Source organism: Acidocella sp., assembly GCF_050253495.1.
GTDB lineage: Bacteria > Pseudomonadota > Alphaproteobacteria > Acetobacterales > Acetobacteraceae > Acidocella.
In genome coordinates, this window is record NZ_JBFWIX010000004.1 from 1 (window position 1) to 14,915 (window position 14,915).

At 65.7% G+C, this 14,915-nt stretch carries 16 protein-coding genes; 2 read left to right on the plus strand and 14 right to left on the minus strand.

What is annotated here, in order from left to right; all coding sequences use genetic code 11:
- Positions 1-183: CidA/LrgA family protein (locus AB7D48_RS04530; RefSeq protein WP_427976136.1), on the minus strand; the 183-nt coding region annotated here is incomplete at its 3' end.
- Between the two features lie 95 nt (positions 184-278).
- On the opposite strand from AB7D48_RS04530, the gene AB7D48_RS04535 reads away from it, so the two are divergent.
- Together AB7D48_RS04535 and rpmE are read left to right on the plus strand one after the other, a co-directional pair.
- Positions 279-1,181: an alpha/beta hydrolase gene (locus AB7D48_RS04535; protein WP_427976137.1), complete on the plus strand. Its 903-nt coding sequence runs from the start codon at positions 279-281 to the stop codon at positions 1,179-1,181.
- 60 nt (positions 1,182-1,241) lie between these two features.
- A complete protein-coding gene (rpmE, locus tag AB7D48_RS04540) occupies positions 1,242-1,469 on the plus strand; it encodes a 50S ribosomal protein L31 (protein WP_427976138.1) in 228 nt (75 codons plus the stop codon).
- Between the two features lie 129 nt (positions 1,470-1,598).
- On the opposite strand, the gene AB7D48_RS04545 is transcribed toward rpmE, so the two are convergent.
- From AB7D48_RS04545 to AB7D48_RS04605, 13 genes are all read right to left on the minus strand, one after another.
- Entirely contained in the window at positions 1,599-2,072 is a 474-nt protein-coding gene (locus AB7D48_RS04545) for a hypothetical protein (RefSeq protein ID WP_427976139.1), read from the minus strand.
- On the minus strand, positions 2,069-2,380 hold the full coding sequence (gene flgM, locus AB7D48_RS04550) for a flagellar biosynthesis anti-sigma factor FlgM (RefSeq protein ID WP_427976140.1): 312 nt from the start codon (positions 2,378-2,380) through the stop codon (positions 2,069-2,071). Before flgM ends, AB7D48_RS04545 begins: the two co-directional genes overlap by 4 nt.
- Positions 2,377-2,769, minus strand: coding sequence for a flagellar protein FliS (locus tag AB7D48_RS04555; RefSeq protein ID WP_427976141.1), 393 nt, complete (start codon positions 2,767-2,769; stop codon positions 2,377-2,379). The genes flgM and AB7D48_RS04555 overlap by 4 nt, the downstream gene beginning before the upstream one ends.
- Before the next feature lie 3 nt (positions 2,770-2,772).
- Positions 2,773-4,164 carry a flagellar filament capping protein FliD gene (fliD, locus tag AB7D48_RS04560; protein ID WP_427976142.1) on the minus strand — a complete coding sequence of 464 codons (1,392 nt, stop codon included), beginning with the start codon at positions 4,162-4,164 and terminating at the stop codon, positions 2,773-2,775.
- 73 nt (positions 4,165-4,237) lie between these two features.
- Positions 4,238-5,752 (minus strand): flagellin, encoded by a 1,515-nt coding sequence (locus AB7D48_RS04565; RefSeq protein WP_427976143.1) that lies wholly within the window; start codon positions 5,750-5,752, stop codon positions 4,238-4,240.
- Positions 5,753-5,853: 101 nt separating this feature from the next.
- A complete protein-coding gene (flgA, locus tag AB7D48_RS04570) occupies positions 5,854-6,540 on the minus strand; it encodes a flagellar basal body P-ring formation chaperone FlgA (protein ID WP_427976144.1) in 687 nt (228 codons plus the stop codon).
- A 1-nt stretch (position 6,541) separates the two neighbouring features.
- Complete coding sequence (locus AB7D48_RS04575; protein WP_427976145.1) at positions 6,542-9,976, minus strand: sulfotransferase; 3,435 nt, start codon at positions 9,974-9,976, stop codon at positions 6,542-6,544.
- A gap of 11 nt (positions 9,977-9,987) precedes the next feature.
- Positions 9,988-11,205: a flagellar hook-associated protein FlgL gene (gene flgL, locus AB7D48_RS04580; RefSeq protein ID WP_427976146.1), complete on the minus strand. Its 1,218-nt coding sequence runs from the start codon at positions 11,203-11,205 to the stop codon at positions 9,988-9,990.
- 17 nt (positions 11,206-11,222) lie between these two features.
- On the minus strand, positions 11,223-11,663 hold the full coding sequence (locus AB7D48_RS04585) for a hypothetical protein (protein WP_427976147.1): 441 nt from the start codon (positions 11,661-11,663) through the stop codon (positions 11,223-11,225).
- A complete protein-coding gene (locus AB7D48_RS04590) occupies positions 11,660-12,997 on the minus strand; it encodes a FliI/YscN family ATPase (protein WP_427976148.1) in 1,338 nt (445 codons plus the stop codon). The genes AB7D48_RS04585 and AB7D48_RS04590 overlap by 4 nt, the downstream gene beginning before the upstream one ends.
- Positions 12,994-13,644, minus strand: coding sequence for a FliH/SctL family protein (locus tag AB7D48_RS04595; protein ID WP_427976149.1), 651 nt, complete (start codon positions 13,642-13,644; stop codon positions 12,994-12,996). The genes AB7D48_RS04590 and AB7D48_RS04595 overlap by 4 nt, the downstream gene beginning before the upstream one ends.
- Positions 13,641-13,913, minus strand: a complete 273-nt coding sequence (locus AB7D48_RS04600) for a hypothetical protein (protein ID WP_427976150.1) — start codon at positions 13,911-13,913, stop codon at positions 13,641-13,643. Before AB7D48_RS04600 ends, AB7D48_RS04595 begins: the two co-directional genes overlap by 4 nt.
- A 7-nt stretch (positions 13,914-13,920) precedes the next feature.
- Positions 13,921-14,913: an OmpA family protein gene (locus AB7D48_RS04605; protein WP_427976151.1), complete on the minus strand. Its 993-nt coding sequence runs from the start codon at positions 14,911-14,913 to the stop codon at positions 13,921-13,923.
- Between the last annotated feature and the right edge of the window lie 2 nt (positions 14,914-14,915).

Here is a 14,915-nt window from a genome sequence, read left to right on the forward strand (position 1 = left end):
GAGATATTTCAGCAGGGCTTGTGAGGTTTGGCGTAAATCCTCACTTGGCGGGCCGAATTTCAGGAACCAGATCAACGCCAGCACCAGCCCGATCACGGGGCCAGGCACGGGCAGCCCGGTGCCTTGTTGCAGGATGGTGCCAATCAACTGATACAGAATCAGGATGGTGAGCGCTCTGACCAAACCAAATCTCCCGGAAGTCTTGCGCAACGCGGCGGCGGTGCCATGTTGCAATGCAGTACAGACGCTTCCGTAGACCTTACAGGAGCTTGATAGCTATGCCGAGCTGGCAGTCCTACATTGTGCACCCGCTTTTATGTGTCTTCGTGAAGCGCAAATTGGCCAGATCCTTCACGCCGCGGGAGGCGCGCGCGGCGCTGGGGACGCATCCGCCGCAAAAGATGCGAGGAGTGGATGTCTCCAGCGCGGAGCTGGGAGGGGTGAGGGGGGAATGGACGCGCGCGGCGGAAAAAGAGGCCGGCGCGATGCTGTATCTGCATGGCGGGGGGTATTTTGCCTGCTCGCCGCAAACACACCGACCGATCACGGGTGGGTTCGCCAGGCAGGGGTTGGGCGTTTTCGCGCCCGATTACCGGCTGGCGCCCGAGCATCCATTTCCCGCCGCCGTGGAGGATGCGCTGGCGGTTTATCGCGCATTGACTGCCATGCATGGGCCGTCGCGCGTCGTGGTGGCGGGTGATTCCGCCGGGGGCGGGCTGGCGCTAAGCACCATGCTGGCGGCGCGTGAGGCTGGGCTGGCCATGCCCGCCGGGCTGGTGCTGTTTTCCCCCTGGACGGATCTGGCGGGCACGGGGGCTTCCATCCAGGCCAATGCGCGGCGTGACAGCATGCTGATCGGCCATCGTATCCAGGAGGTGGCGGCTTTGTATCTGAACGGCGCGCCGCCAGAGACCCCCTTGGCCTCGCCGCTTTATGGAGATCTGGCCGGTTTGCCGCCGGTCTTGATCCAGGTGTCCGAGCGGGAGATCCTGCTGGATGATTCGGTGCGTCTAGCGGAAAAGATCCAATCCTGCGGCGGGAGGGTGGAGCTTTCCATCTGGAGGAACCTGCCGCATGTCTGGCAGATCAGCCAATCCTTTCTGCCGGAGGCGCGTCAGGCGCTGGCCCAGGCGGCGGATTTCGCCAAGTCCGCCCTTGCATCCGCGGGCGCGGCATCGTAAAGCCGAGGCTTCCTCGCTGCCGGTCGGGATCGGCGGCTTTTTCTGCATGGAGTTTACACGGTGAAAGCCAACATTCATCCGGACTATCACGAGATCAACATCATCATGACGGATGGGACGGAGTTCAAGACCAAGTCCTGCATGGGCAGCGCGGGCGAGACGCTCCGCCTGGACATCGATCCGAAGTCCCATCCCGCCTGGACCGGTCAGCAGCGCATCGTGGATACTGGCGGTCAGGTCGCCAAGTTCAACAAGAAATTCGCCGGCATCGGCCTGCGCAAGAAGTAAGCTGCGGCTCCGCGAGGAGAGGCTACGGCAAAGGCCGCCCCTGGGGCGGCCTTTTTCATGCCTGGCTTGCGGAAACTTGTTCCAGGATCCGATGTTTTTTACGGTCTGATGGCAGAGGCGGTTTCAGGGTCAGGCTTCGGCGATGAGCCGCCCAGCCTCCTGCACGCCGAGCGCTTGCAGGCTGCGCAACGCCGCGTTGAGCCCGCGATTGAGCTGCTGAGCCCGGCGGCTGGCATTGACCGAGCGTTTGGCAAAGCGGGTGAGGGCACCGCGCAAGGCCTCCGCCAAGCGGGCGGCGTCTTCCTGTTCGATATGGCGCAGCTGTGCCGCCGCCGCGGCGAGGTTGGAGACGCCGAGTTGCCCCACGGCTTCCGCGATTTCGGCGAAGGAGGGGGCGGCATCGTTCAAGGCAGCCTCGACATTGGCGGCGGCTTCGGAAATCTCGGTCGGCCGGCCCGTGAGCATCAAGGCGTCCAGCTTTTGCAGCTTCAGGCTTAGCCCTTCCACCAGTTCCAGCCCCTGGCGCAGAAGCGGGCCGACGGGCGGTGTTTCGCCGGGCGGGGGCGGTGTGTCCACGGGCCGGAATTGACCATGGATATTCATGGCTGGGCCTCGTTCAGCACGGTGGAGATGGCCTGCGCCAGATCTTCCGGCGACACGTTATAGGTGCCGTTCGCCAGGGCGGCCTTGATGCTGGCGACGCTGGATTGGTCCACGCCATTCGAGGCGGTGGCGGCGGCTAGCAAGGCCGTGCTGGTTTGCGCCGCGCTGCTCAGCGTCACGGAATCGGTTTGGGTGGTGCCGGTTTGCGCGGTTTCGGCGCGCGCGGCGAAGCCGGGCTTCGCGGTGGTGGCGCCGCTGGCGGTGTCCGCCGTCTGAATCGGCGTGAAGGGTTGGATTATATTGGTCATGCGGCCACCGCGCTTTCAGAGGTTTTTCTCAGATCGGTATCGAGGAGGGACAAGGCGGCGTCGAAATCCCGCAATGCCTCCAGGCTGTTTTCAATATTGGCGCGCAGCAGCGTGAAGCGCAAAGCGGCGTAGATGGTCATCAGGGCCGGGCCGAGTGTCGTGTCTCGCGAAGTGTCGAGCACGCCGGACATGAGGTTCAGAAGTTCATCGGCCCGGGCGATCATTTGTGCCTTGGTGGCTTGGTCGTCCTGCTCGATGGCCAGGCGGGCGCGTTTGCCGTATTGGCGCAGCCCGCGCCAGCCTTGTTGCAGCCAGCGCAGGCTGGGCTCGCCATCGAACATGGTGGCGCGATAGGTGCTGCTGATGGCGTCCATGGTGATTTCGTTCATCGTTTAGCTCGAACTGGAGGAGGAACCGAGGAAGATGCTGAGATAGGCTCTGGTGATGCTGGCGGAACTGGCCTTGCTTTCGGCAACGGTATAGGCGCTGGCCAGGGCTTTCAGCGTGGCGGAGCTTTGCTTGGTGAGCAGGGTGATCTGCTGCTGGATCGCATTGATGGAATTATTCAGCGAATCTGTCTGCGCGGAGATGAAACCGGTCACGGACCCGCTGGTGGTCAGGGTGTTGCTGGAAGAGCCGATCGCGTTGGCGGAGATTTGGTTCAAGCTGGTATAGAGTTTTGAAACCAGGGCCTGCACGGCGGTCGGATTTTTGGTGAAGGCCGAGGCGAAGGCGGTGCTGTTGAACTTGATGGCGCCGGAGCTGGTGATGGACAGGCCCGCGGCATTCGCGCTGATGCCGCTGGCCTGCAAGGAGCTGACGGCGCTCATCAACTGGTTTTTGAGGTTGGAAGCCGAGAAATTGCCGAGCAGCGGTCCCGATTGGGCCGACGCGGAAGAAGAGGATGCGCTTGAGGAAGAGCTTGAGCCCACGAATTTTGTTTCGGTGGCGATGGCGGCGATGGCGGCGTTCAGGCTGGTCGCCACGGCGGAGACGTTGTTGGACAAAGCGGTGGGGGACGAGCTGACCGAAACGGTGGCGGTGCCCGAACCGGCGAGCGAGATGGTGACGCCCGCGATGGCGCTGTCCAAGGTGTTGTTGGTGCTGGTGAGGGGAATGCCGTTGAGGGTGAGCGTGGCGTCGGTGGCTTTCTGGGCCAGAACCTCGCTGCCGGCGGAGGCGCTGCTATAGGAAAACTGCGCCAGCGCGCCGGTGCCGGAGACGGAGAAGGAATTGCCGCTGCCGGTGCCGCTGCTGGTCAGAACCAAGCGCGCGCCGGTGGTTGTGCTGACGATGGAGGCCTTGACGCCGCCCGCTTGCTGGTTGATCGCGGCGGCGACGTTGTTCAGGGTCAGGCTGCCGGAGCCTAATGAGATCGTCTCGCTCTGGCCGTTGCCCATCGTGATCGCCATGGTCCCGGCACCGCCGGAGAGGGTGGAGGAGGCGGACCCGAGCAGGCTGGAATAGATTTCCTGGCTTTTGGCGAGGCTGATGTTGGTGAGGTTGTAGGTGCCTGTGGAGGCCTGGTTGCTGGCCACGATATTGGCGGCGCTGGTATTGCTGCTGGTGGCCGCGCGGCTGTTGATCGTGGAGATATTCTTGATGTTCGTCAGGCTGTCCGACAGGGTCGAGATGGCGCCGCTGATGCTGCCCCAGGCGGAGATCAGGGCTTTATCCGTCGTGATTTGGGTTTGCAGGTTGGTGATGGGGGCCTCGAGCCGTTTTTCGACAGTCGCGATCTGGGTGTTGATCGCGGAGGAGCTGAGCGAGGAGACGGTCGACATGGCACACCTGCTGCGCGTTGGGGGAAGAGAGAGAGGCCGGGGCTAGATTGCCCCGGCCAGGTTAACCAATCGATTACGGCAGCAGGGACAGATAGCTCTGCTGTAGCTGGGTGGAAGCCTTCAGCGCCGCCACGCCGGACTGCGCCTGGATCTGAGCTTCCGTCAATTGGTTGGAGACGGAGGGAATGTTGGCGTCCTGCACCACGCCCAGGGCGGTGGTGAGATTTTGGGTGGTGGTGTTCATGTTGTTGATGTTCGCGGTTAGCGCCTGCTGCACGGCGCCGAGCTGCCCACCCTGATTGTTCAGCCCCGCCAAGGCATATTTGATGACATTGATGGCGGTCGCCGCACCGGAGGTGGTGGAGACGTCGATGGAGGAGAGAGAGCTGAGGGTGGATTTGCTGCTCTGGCCGATATTGGCGGCGTTGCCGATCGTGAAGGCGCCGGAGGATTGCATCTGCACCTGGCCCTGGATGACGCCGGATGCCGTGCCGGAGCCGGCCTTGATGGTTGTCGCCGTTGCGCCGGTGGTTGTCAGGGAGCCGGAGCTGGTGCCGGTGATGTTGATATTGTAGCCGGAGGTCTGGGTGAGAACCAGATTGCCGCTCTTGTCGAGAGAGGCGATGATGCCGCTGTTGGAGGACTGGCCGTTGATCTGGCTGACCACCTGCGCGGCGGAGGAGGCGTTGATCGTCTGCACCTTGCCGATGCCCGAGCCGGAGCTGCCCGCACCCGTCGCGGATTGGATGTTGAAGGAGAAGCCGCCCGCGGAACCGGCGGTGAGCTTGAGCGTGACGGTGTTGGTGGCCTGCGCCTGCACGCCGGTGGAGCCGGAGACGTTGTTGATGGCGTCGGCGAGGGAGGCGGCGGATTCCTGCGCCTTGCTCACGGCCACCTTGGCGGTGCCGCCATTCGAGCCGGTGATGTTCAGATCCGTGGCCGAGGAGGTGGAGGCGGTGAAGGCGCCGGCGGTGCCGCTGCCGATGGTGGCGGCGGTGCCCAGGGTCACCACGGCCGAAGTGGCGTTGGCGCCGGTCTTGTACAGGGTGTTGGAGGCTTTCGTCGCGTTCATGCCCAACGCGGAGGCGGTGAGATTGCCGATGGAGAGTGTCATGGTCTGGCCGTTATTGGCGCCGACCTGGAACTGAACGCCGGAGAAGCTGCCATCAAGCAGGTTGATGTTGTTGAACTGGGTCTGCTTGGCGATCGTGGTGACCTGGCTGGTGAGCTGGCTGACCAGGTTTTGCAGGGATTGCGATTCCGCCGAGGTCTGCGTGCCGTTGGCGGCCTGCACGGCGATGGAATTGAGCTGCTGGGTGATGCCGATCTGCTGGGTGATCGCGCCCGTGGCGGTTTGCAGCAGGGACACGGCCTGATTGGCGTTGGAGGTCGCCTGGGCGAGGCCGTTCAACTGCGAGGTGAAGCCCTGCGCGGTGATGTAGCCAGCCGGGTTGTCAGCGGGGGAGTTGATCGACAAACCGCTGGAGAGCTGCGCTTCCAGATTGTTGTTGGTGCTGGTTGTGGTCGCCAGGGAGTTGAGCGCCTGCAGCGCCCCGGTATTGGTGAGAATGGAACCTACGGCTGACATGAAAGTGAGCTCCTTACGTTGGGGTTGCCGTACCCATTCATTCGCTCTGGCGTTGGAAAGTTTTCTTTCGGGACAAGGAAAAAACGCCGCGTGGCCAAATTTCAGTTCAGCCGCAATTCCACCCCGTGCGCGGTGACCTGCGCGGAAAAGCGGCGGCCGCTGCCGGGGTTGGTCAGCAGGATCGTGTCGCCGAGGCGCCCGGGCTGGTCCGCCGTGGCATCCACCGACAGCATGACCCCGCCGCTATAGACATGCACGGTGACCAATTGCCCGGCCTTGACCAGCAATGGCGCCTGCACGGTGTTTTGCGTGATGACCATGCCCGCTGCCATGGACATCACGACATTGGCGCCCTCGATCTGCGCGGGTTGGGTGAAGATCTGGCGGCCCGCGAAATTCTGCACGGGCAGGCGTTTGAGCATCAGATCCTGGCGGGTGATGGTCTGCCCCGCCGTCAAGGGCCGCGCGGCGACCACCACCTCCTCGCTCTGTGTGACCGTGACATTGACATAGAGGGTCCAACCGGGGGCGGAGCAGTGCACGGCGGCCTGCTCGTAAGGCGCCGTGCCGCTGAGTGTCACCGCGAGCGGCGCCGTGCAGGCCGGCATGGCGTGCGCGCCATTGACCGGGCCGAGGGTGACGCTGGCATCCGGTGGTGCCAGATTTTGCGCGGCTTGCCGCACGGCGCTGGCGACCGCCGCCTCGTTCTGTGCCGTGGCCGCATGGCCGGAGGCGGGCCAGATGGCGGCAAGCAGCAGGGCGGTGCGGGGCGGCAGCCAGGGTCTCATGTCATTCCGCCGCGCTGGCCAGGCAGGCCGGCGCTGTCATTTGCGCCCAGGCGGGAGGAGCCGCCTCCAATGTTGGCAGGGCGAGGGCGGCCGCGCGTGTCCGCGCCCCCTGGCGCAGGGTGGCGGGCAGGTCGCTGACGGTGTTTTGCAGGGCGGTTGCCCAGTCCTGCTTGCGGTTGGGCAGGCAGAGCGCCTCCAGGCTGGCGGGCAGGTCCAGCCGGTTATCGACCAGCAGCCGACACCCCGCCGCCGCCGCCAGCAAGGCCGGGTAATGATCGGCATGGGTTTGCGAGGCGGCTGGCCGGACCATGATCTGCGGCCCAAGCTGCGCCAGGGCCTGGGCCCAGGCCTGTTCGGAATCCTGCGGGGCGATGCGCGCCACCGCGCCGGCATATTGGCCACCCTGCCTTTCCACGGCGATCCAGGACACAGTTTCCAGCGTTTCGTTCACAAGTTCCAGGAACCAGGACGGCGCGATGCCCTCATCCATCCACAGGACCCGTGGCTTGGTGTTCAACCCCTTGCCGGCCTCGAAATCCCGCCAGTAGCGGTTGGATAGAGCTGGCCGCCACAGCGCCGTGGGCACATGCTCCGGAGCCAGTTTGCGCAGGCTGGCGAGCAGGTCTGGCGAGGTGGCGAAGATCCGCGCCGCCGCGGCCAAGGCGGGTTGGATGTCGGGTTCGGGCATGGTGGTAAACAAGGCGGTGTAAGGCGGGCTGACGGCGCTGGGTGCGTGCAGCGGGTTGACCCTGACCCAGCGATCCGGCGCGCGTCGTCCCAGATCTCCCGCGCCGGGCAGATCCTGTACCCAGTCGGCCTCGATGAAACCGGAGCGCCGTAAGGCCCGCGCGGCGTTCAGCGCAACGCCTGCCTGGGCCGCCTCGCCGCTCATCAACAGGCTCATCGGATCGGCGGGCGCGGCGCGCACCAGCCCGGTCCGTGTTTCCGCCGCTAGAAGGTCGCCATGCAGGGACAAGGCGGGGTGATGATAGGGATCGGCCCAGGGCAAAGCGCGCGCCGCCGGGGAGCCGGCGCGGAAGAGATTGGCGCCGTCCGTTGGGGAGGCGGCGCCGGGCGGTATCACGAAGCTGACATCGGGTGTCCAGACCAGCCGCGCGCCCTGGGCGCGTATCTGTGCGCAAAGATCGATCCAGAGCGCATCGCCGTTCAGATGCGCGGGCATCTCGCAGGCGGCCAGGGCGGTCCGGCGCGCCAGCAGCCCCGGCGGGGTGATGGCGCTGGCCTCCTGATCCACCAGCAGCCAGCCGCCCGGTCCCGGGTCCATTGGCCCATGTCCGGTGCCCAGCCTGGTGTCCGCGCCGATGACCACGGGGCCCAGAACCTGCCCCTGCCGCCCATCCATGCCCGCCGGGGTGAGGGTGCGCGCGGCCACGGCGGCGACGCCCTGGTCCGCCAGCCGGGCGCGCAGCCCCTCCAGCCAGTGCGGCGTGACCTCCTGCATGCGCGCGTCCAGAATGGCCACCAATGGGGTGTCGGTCAGGGCCAGGGCCTGTGCCAGGGCCGCGCCTTGGCTCGGGGCGATCAAGGCGCGCACCAGCCCCTGCAATGCCTCGCTCTGCTGCGCCACGGCGGTGAGGTAGTTCGTCATTTGCGGGGAAAGATCCGTGGCGCCGGCCAGGATCACCGGTCCGGTCAGGGGCCGGCCGGACAGCAGGGCCGTCAGCCATTTATCGAGCACGCCCAGATCGGCTCCGTCGCACAGCATGAGAATGGCGGTGCCGGGGTCCTCCATTGTGCGGACATGGTGGAAAAGACCGGGGTGCTGACGGTTCTGCACCTCCGCCTTCATGCCGCTGGATTCCAGATGCCGCGTGAGGGCGGCGGCGGCGCGCGCGCAGAATTGCTGCGGGGCGATGTCGTCGCGCCGGCTTTGCGGACTGCGGGTGAACAGGGCCTCGGGCAGACGTTCCACTTTCGCATCGCGCGCGGCGAGGCGCAATTGCATGTCATATTCCTCGGCCCCGGCATAATCGGGATTGAACCCACCCGCCGCGCGCACGGCCTGGGCGCCATACCAGACCCAGTCGCCGATATAGGCGGCCTGGCGTAGGCGGGTGACGTCCCAGCCTGGTTTGCGCCGGATCCAGGCGCCGCCTTGATGGGGCACGATTTCGTCGGAATAGAGCAGGTCCGGCTGGGTCCGCGCGGCCAGTAGCGCGAAACGCAGGCAGCCATCCGGGGCGATGCTGTCGCCGGCGTTCAGGATGGCGACGTAATCGGCCTCGCCGGCGCAGAGATTCAGTTCGGCACAGAGGCGGCGCGTCATCGCCTCCGGTTCGGCCGTCACCGCAAGGGTGGCGATTCCCTCGATATGCAGGGAATCCACCGACAGGACCTTGATGATGTCCGGCGGTGCCCATTGGCCGCGCAGGCTTTCCAGCGTTTCGTTCACCGCGTGGGCGCGCCCGGCCGGGGCCGCGACCAGCACCGCCAGACGGGGCAGGGGCCCGGCTTCGGCGCGCAACGCCGCCAGCCGCGCCTGAGCGCCGTCATCCGTGCGCTCGGGCGGGCGCAGCGCCGTGGGAAGGGCTGCGAATGTGAGTGTTTGCGCCGCGGCGCTGCCAAAGGCGGGCAGTGCTCGGCCACGGCTATTGCCGATTTCGTTCAGGAACCCGACGAGATCCGCGGTGTCGGCGGTCAGTTCGTCCCACAGGGCCGGCGTGAAGTTTCGGTCCTGGACGGCTTCCCAGGTGCGGGTGACGAGTTGGCGCAGCGTTTGGCTGAGCCCCTCGGACGGCAAGGGTTCGGAACGGTTGAGTTGGGCGGTGAGATATGCGCCGGCCTGCGCCAGCGCGTTGTTGCCGCGTCCGGACAAGGACAGGCCAAGCTCCGTTTCGATCCGGCGCAGTTGCGCGACGGGCTGGGCGAGCAGGTCGTGATAGGTCAGCCAGCTCCGCGGCAGATGCCGGGCCTGGCGTTCCGCGTCGGTGGCGTAGCTCATCCAGAGCAGAAGCGCATGGGCGCGGCTTAGGCCGTTCTTGCGGCATTGGCTGGCGGCGGTGGTCCAGGGATCGCGGAAAATATGGACGATATGCGGCCGGTGCCCGGCCTGCCGCGCGGCGCGTTCATAAAGCGGCAGGGTCCGGCACAGATGCGGGTGTTTGAGGCCCCAGAGCCGGTCGCGCGGGGTGAAACGGCGCCGCAATATTTCCTCAAGCCGTGACAGCAGGGGGGCGATGTCCGCGCGTTCCTGCCAGCCCTGGGGCAAGCCGCGCACATCCGTCCAATCCACGGCGAGGCGGTTGAAAATATCCACGTCAAGTTCGATCAGCTCGGGAATTTCGTAGAAGCCGAGCGGGTTATGCTCGTTAGGATCGGCATCGTTATAGAATTTCACACCCGCCCGCTGCAACGCGCCCGAGAGGGCCGAGGTGCCGCTGCGGTAATAGCCGACAATAAAGATCGCATCCGGCATGGCGCTATTCCTTAAAGGTAGTTGAACAGGCTGAGGCTTTGCGCCGTGCTGAAGGTTTTCATCGCCGCTTGCAGGGCGGTCGTGGTCTGGTCCAGCGCGGTGATGGCGGCGGGCATGTCAACGGCGGTGGCGTTGTTGACGGTGGTTTGCGCCGCCGTCGCCTGGGACGTGTTGCCGGCGGAGGCGGTGGAAAGGGCTTGCAGGGTCACGCCGTTGCGCGCTTGCGCGGTGGTGACGGCTTGCTGATATTGCGCCAGCCCCGCCAAGCCCTGGTTGAGGACCTGGTTGGTCTGCGCCATTTGCGCGGGCGTGGACCCAGCATTGGCCAGCGCATTGGAAATCTGGCTGAGCAGAGCGAAGGCCGATTGCGGACGCGAGGGGGAAATGGTGAAGCTGTCGCCATTGGCCGGGCTGCCGGTGATTTCATAATCGACGCCGGCCAGTTGCAGGCTTGTCTGGCTGGTGCCGTCGCTGTTCAACGTGCCGGTGGCGATGGTGGCGCCGTTCTGGGTCGCGGTATAGCCCATGGCGCCGCTGGAACCGCTGAAGCTGACGGTGATTGGCGTATTGCCGCGCTGAAAGGCCGTGGCCGTGCCGGCGTTCACCAGCCCTTGCTGGAGAATCTGTCCCGAGCCCGTATTGCTGGTGGCGGCGGCGACGGTGGAAATACCGTCCCCCGCCAGCGCGGAGGTGAAGACATCGCCGGTCACCAGCGTGTTGGCCGTCTGACCTTGGGCGATGGTGGCCTGCCCCTGCCCGGAATCGCCGAAATAGGAGATGTTGCCGCTGGCATCCTGCTGGAATGGCGCCAGCGTGCCGTGAGACCCGCTGAACAGATAGCTGCCATTGGGCGAAATGGCGTTGCCGATGGAAAGCAATTGTTGCGAGGCGCTTTGCACCTGCGTGGCCAGCGCGTTGAGGTTTTGCGAGTTGGATGTGCCGTTGAGGGCCTGCAGGACGATGGATTGCACATTGTCCAGCAGCGAGGCCATGGAATTATAAGAGTTGTTGGCGGCGCCAAGCTGGGTTTGAATCGCCGCCTGGGTCGTGTTGTCGTTGTTGAGCTGGCTGATCTGGTCGTTGGCCAGCGCCGCCGTTTCGTAGGCGGCGGGGTTCTGGTCTGGCGTTTGCACCGTGACGCCGGAGGAAACCTGCTGCTGTAGCCGGTTGATCTGCGCTTCCTGCGCGGCGAGGGTGTTGGTGAAATTGCTGTAGAATGAAAGGTCCATTTTGTTTCCCTTTGCCTTCAGGCCGGTATTTCGCGTTCGGTGGGGGGCTGGCGCCTTGGCGCCGGACGGTTTTGCGCGGCGCGTTCCAAGGCCGTGTTTTCAGCAAGGCGCAAGGCCGTGGCCAGCTTGTCTTGCAGCGCGCGCCGGCGGATGCGCAGCTTCGCCAGGGCCATGGCGCTGTCTTGCAGCAAGGCCTGTTCGGCCTGGATCGCCTGGTCGAGCTGCGCCATGGCGGTTTCCGCCTGGGTGCTGAACAGGCCGGCCAGTTGCGCCTGCCCGGCCTGGACCACCGTGCCGCCGCGCCAGCCCGCGGCCAGGCGGGTATGGTAGGCGGCCATGACCTCACGCTGCGCCGTGTAGCGCCGCAGCGTGAATTGATGCCGGTTGACGGCGGCCAGCAGGGAGGTTTCCTCGGCGGTGGCCAGTAAATCCAGCTTCGCCAGGGCTTGCGGGGTCATGGCTCGTCTCCCACCACGCCGCGCAGCTTGGCCAGGGCCTCTTCCAGCCCCACGCGCTCATGGGTGTCCTGACGCAGGAAGGCCTCCATGGCGGGGGCGTGGCGCAAGGCCTCGTCCAGCAGCGCGTCGCGTCCGGGCGCGTAGGCGCCGAGATCGATGATATCCTGCTTGTCGCGTTTTCGGGACCAGAGCGCGCGGAACCGTCCCGCGAGCCGCGCATGCTCGGCGGAAACCAGGCTCGGCATGGGCCGCGAGAGTGAGGCGGCAATATCGATGGGTGGGTAGATCGCGGCTTCCACCATGGCGCGCGAGAGCACGATATGCCCGTCCAGTATGGCGCGGGCGGTGTCGGCCACGGGGTCGCCCACATGGTCGTCCCCTTCCACCAGCACGGTATGGATGGCGGTGATGGAGCCTTGCCCAGGCCCGCCATTGCCCGCCCGCTCCGCATAGGCTGACAGCGCGCCGAACACGGAGGGCGGGTAGCCCTTGGTGGCGGGCGGCTCCCCCGCCGCCAGCCCGATCTCGCGCAGCGCCATGGCCAGGCGGGTCAGGCTGTCCACCAGCAGCAGCACATGCCGCCCCTGAGCACGGAAAGATTCCGCGATGGCGGCGGCGCGGTAGGCCCCATGGATCCGGGCCAGGGCGGTGTCGTCCGCCGGGGAGGCGACGACCACCGAACGCGCCCGTGCCGGGCCCAGATGATCCTCGATGAATTCACGGATTTCGCGTCCACGCTCGCCGATCATCGCCAGCACCACCACATCCGCCTGGGCGTGGCGGGCCACCATGCCCAGCAGCGTGGTTTTGCCGACGCCGGACCCCGCGAACAGTCCCACCCTCATGCCGCGCCCCAGCGTGGCGAGCGCATTGATCGCGGTTATGCCGGTATCGAAGGGGGTTTCGATCCTGGCGCGCCGCATCGGGTTGATGGGCACGCCCCGCATCGGCCAGGGTGTGTCGGCATCCGGTGGGGGGGCGCCATCCAGCATGGTGCCGCGCCCATCCATGATCCGCCCGCGCAGGGCCGGGCCGGTCATCACCGCCATCTGCGTCGTTTCCACCCGCACCCGCGCGCCGCGCATGATGCCGTGCGGGCCCTGTTCGGGCATCATCAGCAGCGCGCCTTCCTCGAAACCGATGATCTCGGCGGAGGTTTCACCATGCTCCTGCTCGATCGCGCAGCGCGCGCCGATGGGGGCGCGCAGGCCGCTGACGCGTAGCACCTCCCCATTTGCCCGCAGCACATGGCCGTAGCGGCGCACCATGTCCGCCGTCATCGCGGTATGCAGCCTTTGATCGGCGTGGCGCCGGATACCTTCCAGCGAGATCATGCCGCCTCCTTGCCGGGCAGGGCGAGGGCGGCGCGCAACGCCGCGAGCCGGTTGGACAGCGTGGCATCCCATAAGGTTCTGTCCAGCGGGTCGCCATTTTGGGTCAGGAGCTCGATCATGGCCCCGCCGGGGGCGATGGTGTCATCGGCCGTCAGCAGGATATTTTCCAGATTCAGCCGGCTTTCCAGCGCGGGCACGTCGGAGGGGTGCAAGCGCAGCTTGATGCTTTGGCGCGCTCCCCGTTCGGTGGCGGCTTCCTGGAGCAGGGGGGTGATCAGCGCCGCCAGCTCCTGCCGGGCATCGCCGCTTTCCCCGCCGGCGATATGCCGCGCGAGCAGAAACGCCATTTCCAGCACCAGCCCGGCCAGGTCCTGTTCCTTCTGGGCCAGTGGCGCGGCCAATTGCGCACTGGCCTGCTCCAGCGCGGCCACTGTCTGCGCCAGCCTGGTTTCCTTCGGGAGCATGGCCGCCAGCGCGACGGCTTCGCCGGCTTTCTGGGCTTCGGCCATGGTGGTCTCGCGCAGTTTTGAGATCTCCTGCTTCACGCGGCGCTGGATTTCGGCTTCCCGCTCGGCGATTTCCGCGGTGTCTGGCGTCAGCACCGTTTGCACGAAGCTCTTCTGGCGTGAAACCGTGACGAAGCTCATGGGTCGGTGCTTTCTTGATTCGGGGCGCTGCTATTCATGAGAAGGAGGCGCACACTCTCCACGCAGAGCCCCACCAGAGGCATCAGCAGCGCCAGGGTCGCACGGACGATTAGCCCCGCCGCCAGCGCCGCCAGCAGCCATGCGCCCGTCACCGCCGGATTGGTGAAGGTCGCGGGTTCATGAAGGGACGCCCAGCCGGCCGAAGCCGCCGAGCTGACCAGGAACGGGCTGAATAATTTGCGGGGTTTGCCGGGTTTTACCTTGGCCATGCTGAGATTATCCTTTGGGGTGCTCTAAGGCGGCATTGTCGCCAGGATGGGGCGGTGAAACATGTCCGGGCTGTTCTGGCGGGGCGGTGGGTTCCGGAGCGCTTGGGGGGGAAGCGCCTTCCTGATGTCCCAGTGTGGCGGCACCTTGCTGGAGGGTCGGGGAGGGGCTGCTGGGGGGAGCTGGAGGGGCGTTGTCGTCCGATTCCGGGTCGGGCGCGTGCACCACCACCACCACGCGGCGGTTTTGGGCGCGCCCGGCCGGTGTGCTGTTATCAGCGACCGGCGAGAATTCGCCGAACCCTTCCGCCGCCAATTCGTGACCATCGACCCCATTGGCGATGAAAAGCTGCACCACCGCCACCGCACGCTCCGCCGACAGGGACCAGTTGGATGGGAAGCGCGCCGTCGAGATGGGTTGATTATCCGTGAAGCCCTGCACGGTGACCCGGTATTGCGGCGGCAGCTGTGTCAGCCCCGCCCCGACTTGCGCGAGCAGGCTGGCGGCATCCGGTTTCAGGGTGGCTTCGCCGGAATCGAACAGCACCGAGGCGTCGAGCTGAATGGTCAATGTCATCGGCGCGTTGGTGATCGTGACCTCATGCTTGTCGATCATCGGCTGGAACAATGAGTTCAGTTTCATGTTCAATTGCCGAAGGGTTTCCATGTCCTTCGATAATTGCCGGGCCATGCTCTGGGAGAGTTTGGTCTTGGCGGTTGGAGGTTGCTTGGGCGGTGTCGGAACCGGTGAAAGCTGATGCTTGAGCACCCCGCGCGAGCCCGATGGCTGCGGCGCCATGACGGATGGCGGCGTGCCGTGAAACGCCTCGATGAAGGCGCGTGTGAGTTCGTCTTCTTTCTGTTTGTTGCGTGTCGAGGAGGCATACAGGACCACGAAGGTGGCCAGAAGCAGGGTGAGAAGATCGGCGTAGGAAATCACCCAGCGCTCGTGATTGGGGGGTTTTTCCTCTTTTTTGCGCGGGGAGGAAGGAGTCTGGCTCATGG

Bases quoted from the DNA above. Each gene is read 5' to 3' on its own strand.
- AB7D48_RS04535 (WP_427976137.1), top strand. From the start codon at position 279: ATGCCGAGCTGGCAGTCCTACATTGTGCACCCGCTTTTATGTGTCTTC.
- flgL (WP_427976146.1), bottom strand. From the start codon at position 11,205: ATGGACCTTTCATTCTACAGCAATTTCACCAACACCCTCGCCGCGCAG.
- AB7D48_RS04575 (WP_427976145.1), bottom strand. From the start codon at position 9,976: ATGCCGGATGCGATCTTTATTGTCGGCTATTACCGCAGCGGCACCTCG.
- flgA (WP_427976144.1), bottom strand. From the start codon at position 6,540: ATGAGACCCTGGCTGCCGCCCCGCACCGCCCTGCTGCTTGCCGCCATC.
- flgM (WP_427976140.1), bottom strand. From the start codon at position 2,380: ATGACCAATATAATCCAACCCTTCACGCCGATTCAGACGGCGGACACC.
- AB7D48_RS04545 (WP_427976139.1), bottom strand. From the start codon at position 2,072: ATGAATATCCATGGTCAATTCCGGCCCGTGGACACACCGCCCCCGCCC.
- AB7D48_RS04595 (WP_427976149.1), bottom strand. From the start codon at position 13,644: ATGAGCTTCGTCACGGTTTCACGCCAGAAGAGCTTCGTGCAAACGGTG.
- fliD (WP_427976142.1), bottom strand. From the start codon at position 4,164: ATGTCGACCGTCTCCTCGCTCAGCTCCTCCGCGATCAACACCCAGATC.
- AB7D48_RS04565 (WP_427976143.1), bottom strand. From the start codon at position 5,752: ATGTCAGCCGTAGGTTCCATTCTCACCAATACCGGGGCGCTGCAGGCG.
- AB7D48_RS04585 (WP_427976147.1), bottom strand. From the start codon at position 11,663: ATGACCCCGCAAGCCCTGGCGAAGCTGGATTTACTGGCCACCGCCGAG.
- AB7D48_RS04605 (WP_427976151.1), bottom strand. From the start codon at position 14,913: ATGAGCCAGACTCCTTCCTCCCCGCGCAAAAAAGAGGAAAAACCCCCC.
- AB7D48_RS04555 (WP_427976141.1), bottom strand. From the start codon at position 2,769: ATGAACGAAATCACCATGGACGCCATCAGCAGCACCTATCGCGCCACC.
- AB7D48_RS04600 (WP_427976150.1), bottom strand. From the start codon at position 13,913: ATGGCCAAGGTAAAACCCGGCAAACCCCGCAAATTATTCAGCCCGTTC.
- AB7D48_RS04590 (WP_427976148.1), bottom strand. From the start codon at position 12,997: ATGATCTCGCTGGAAGGTATCCGGCGCCACGCCGATCAAAGGCTGCAT.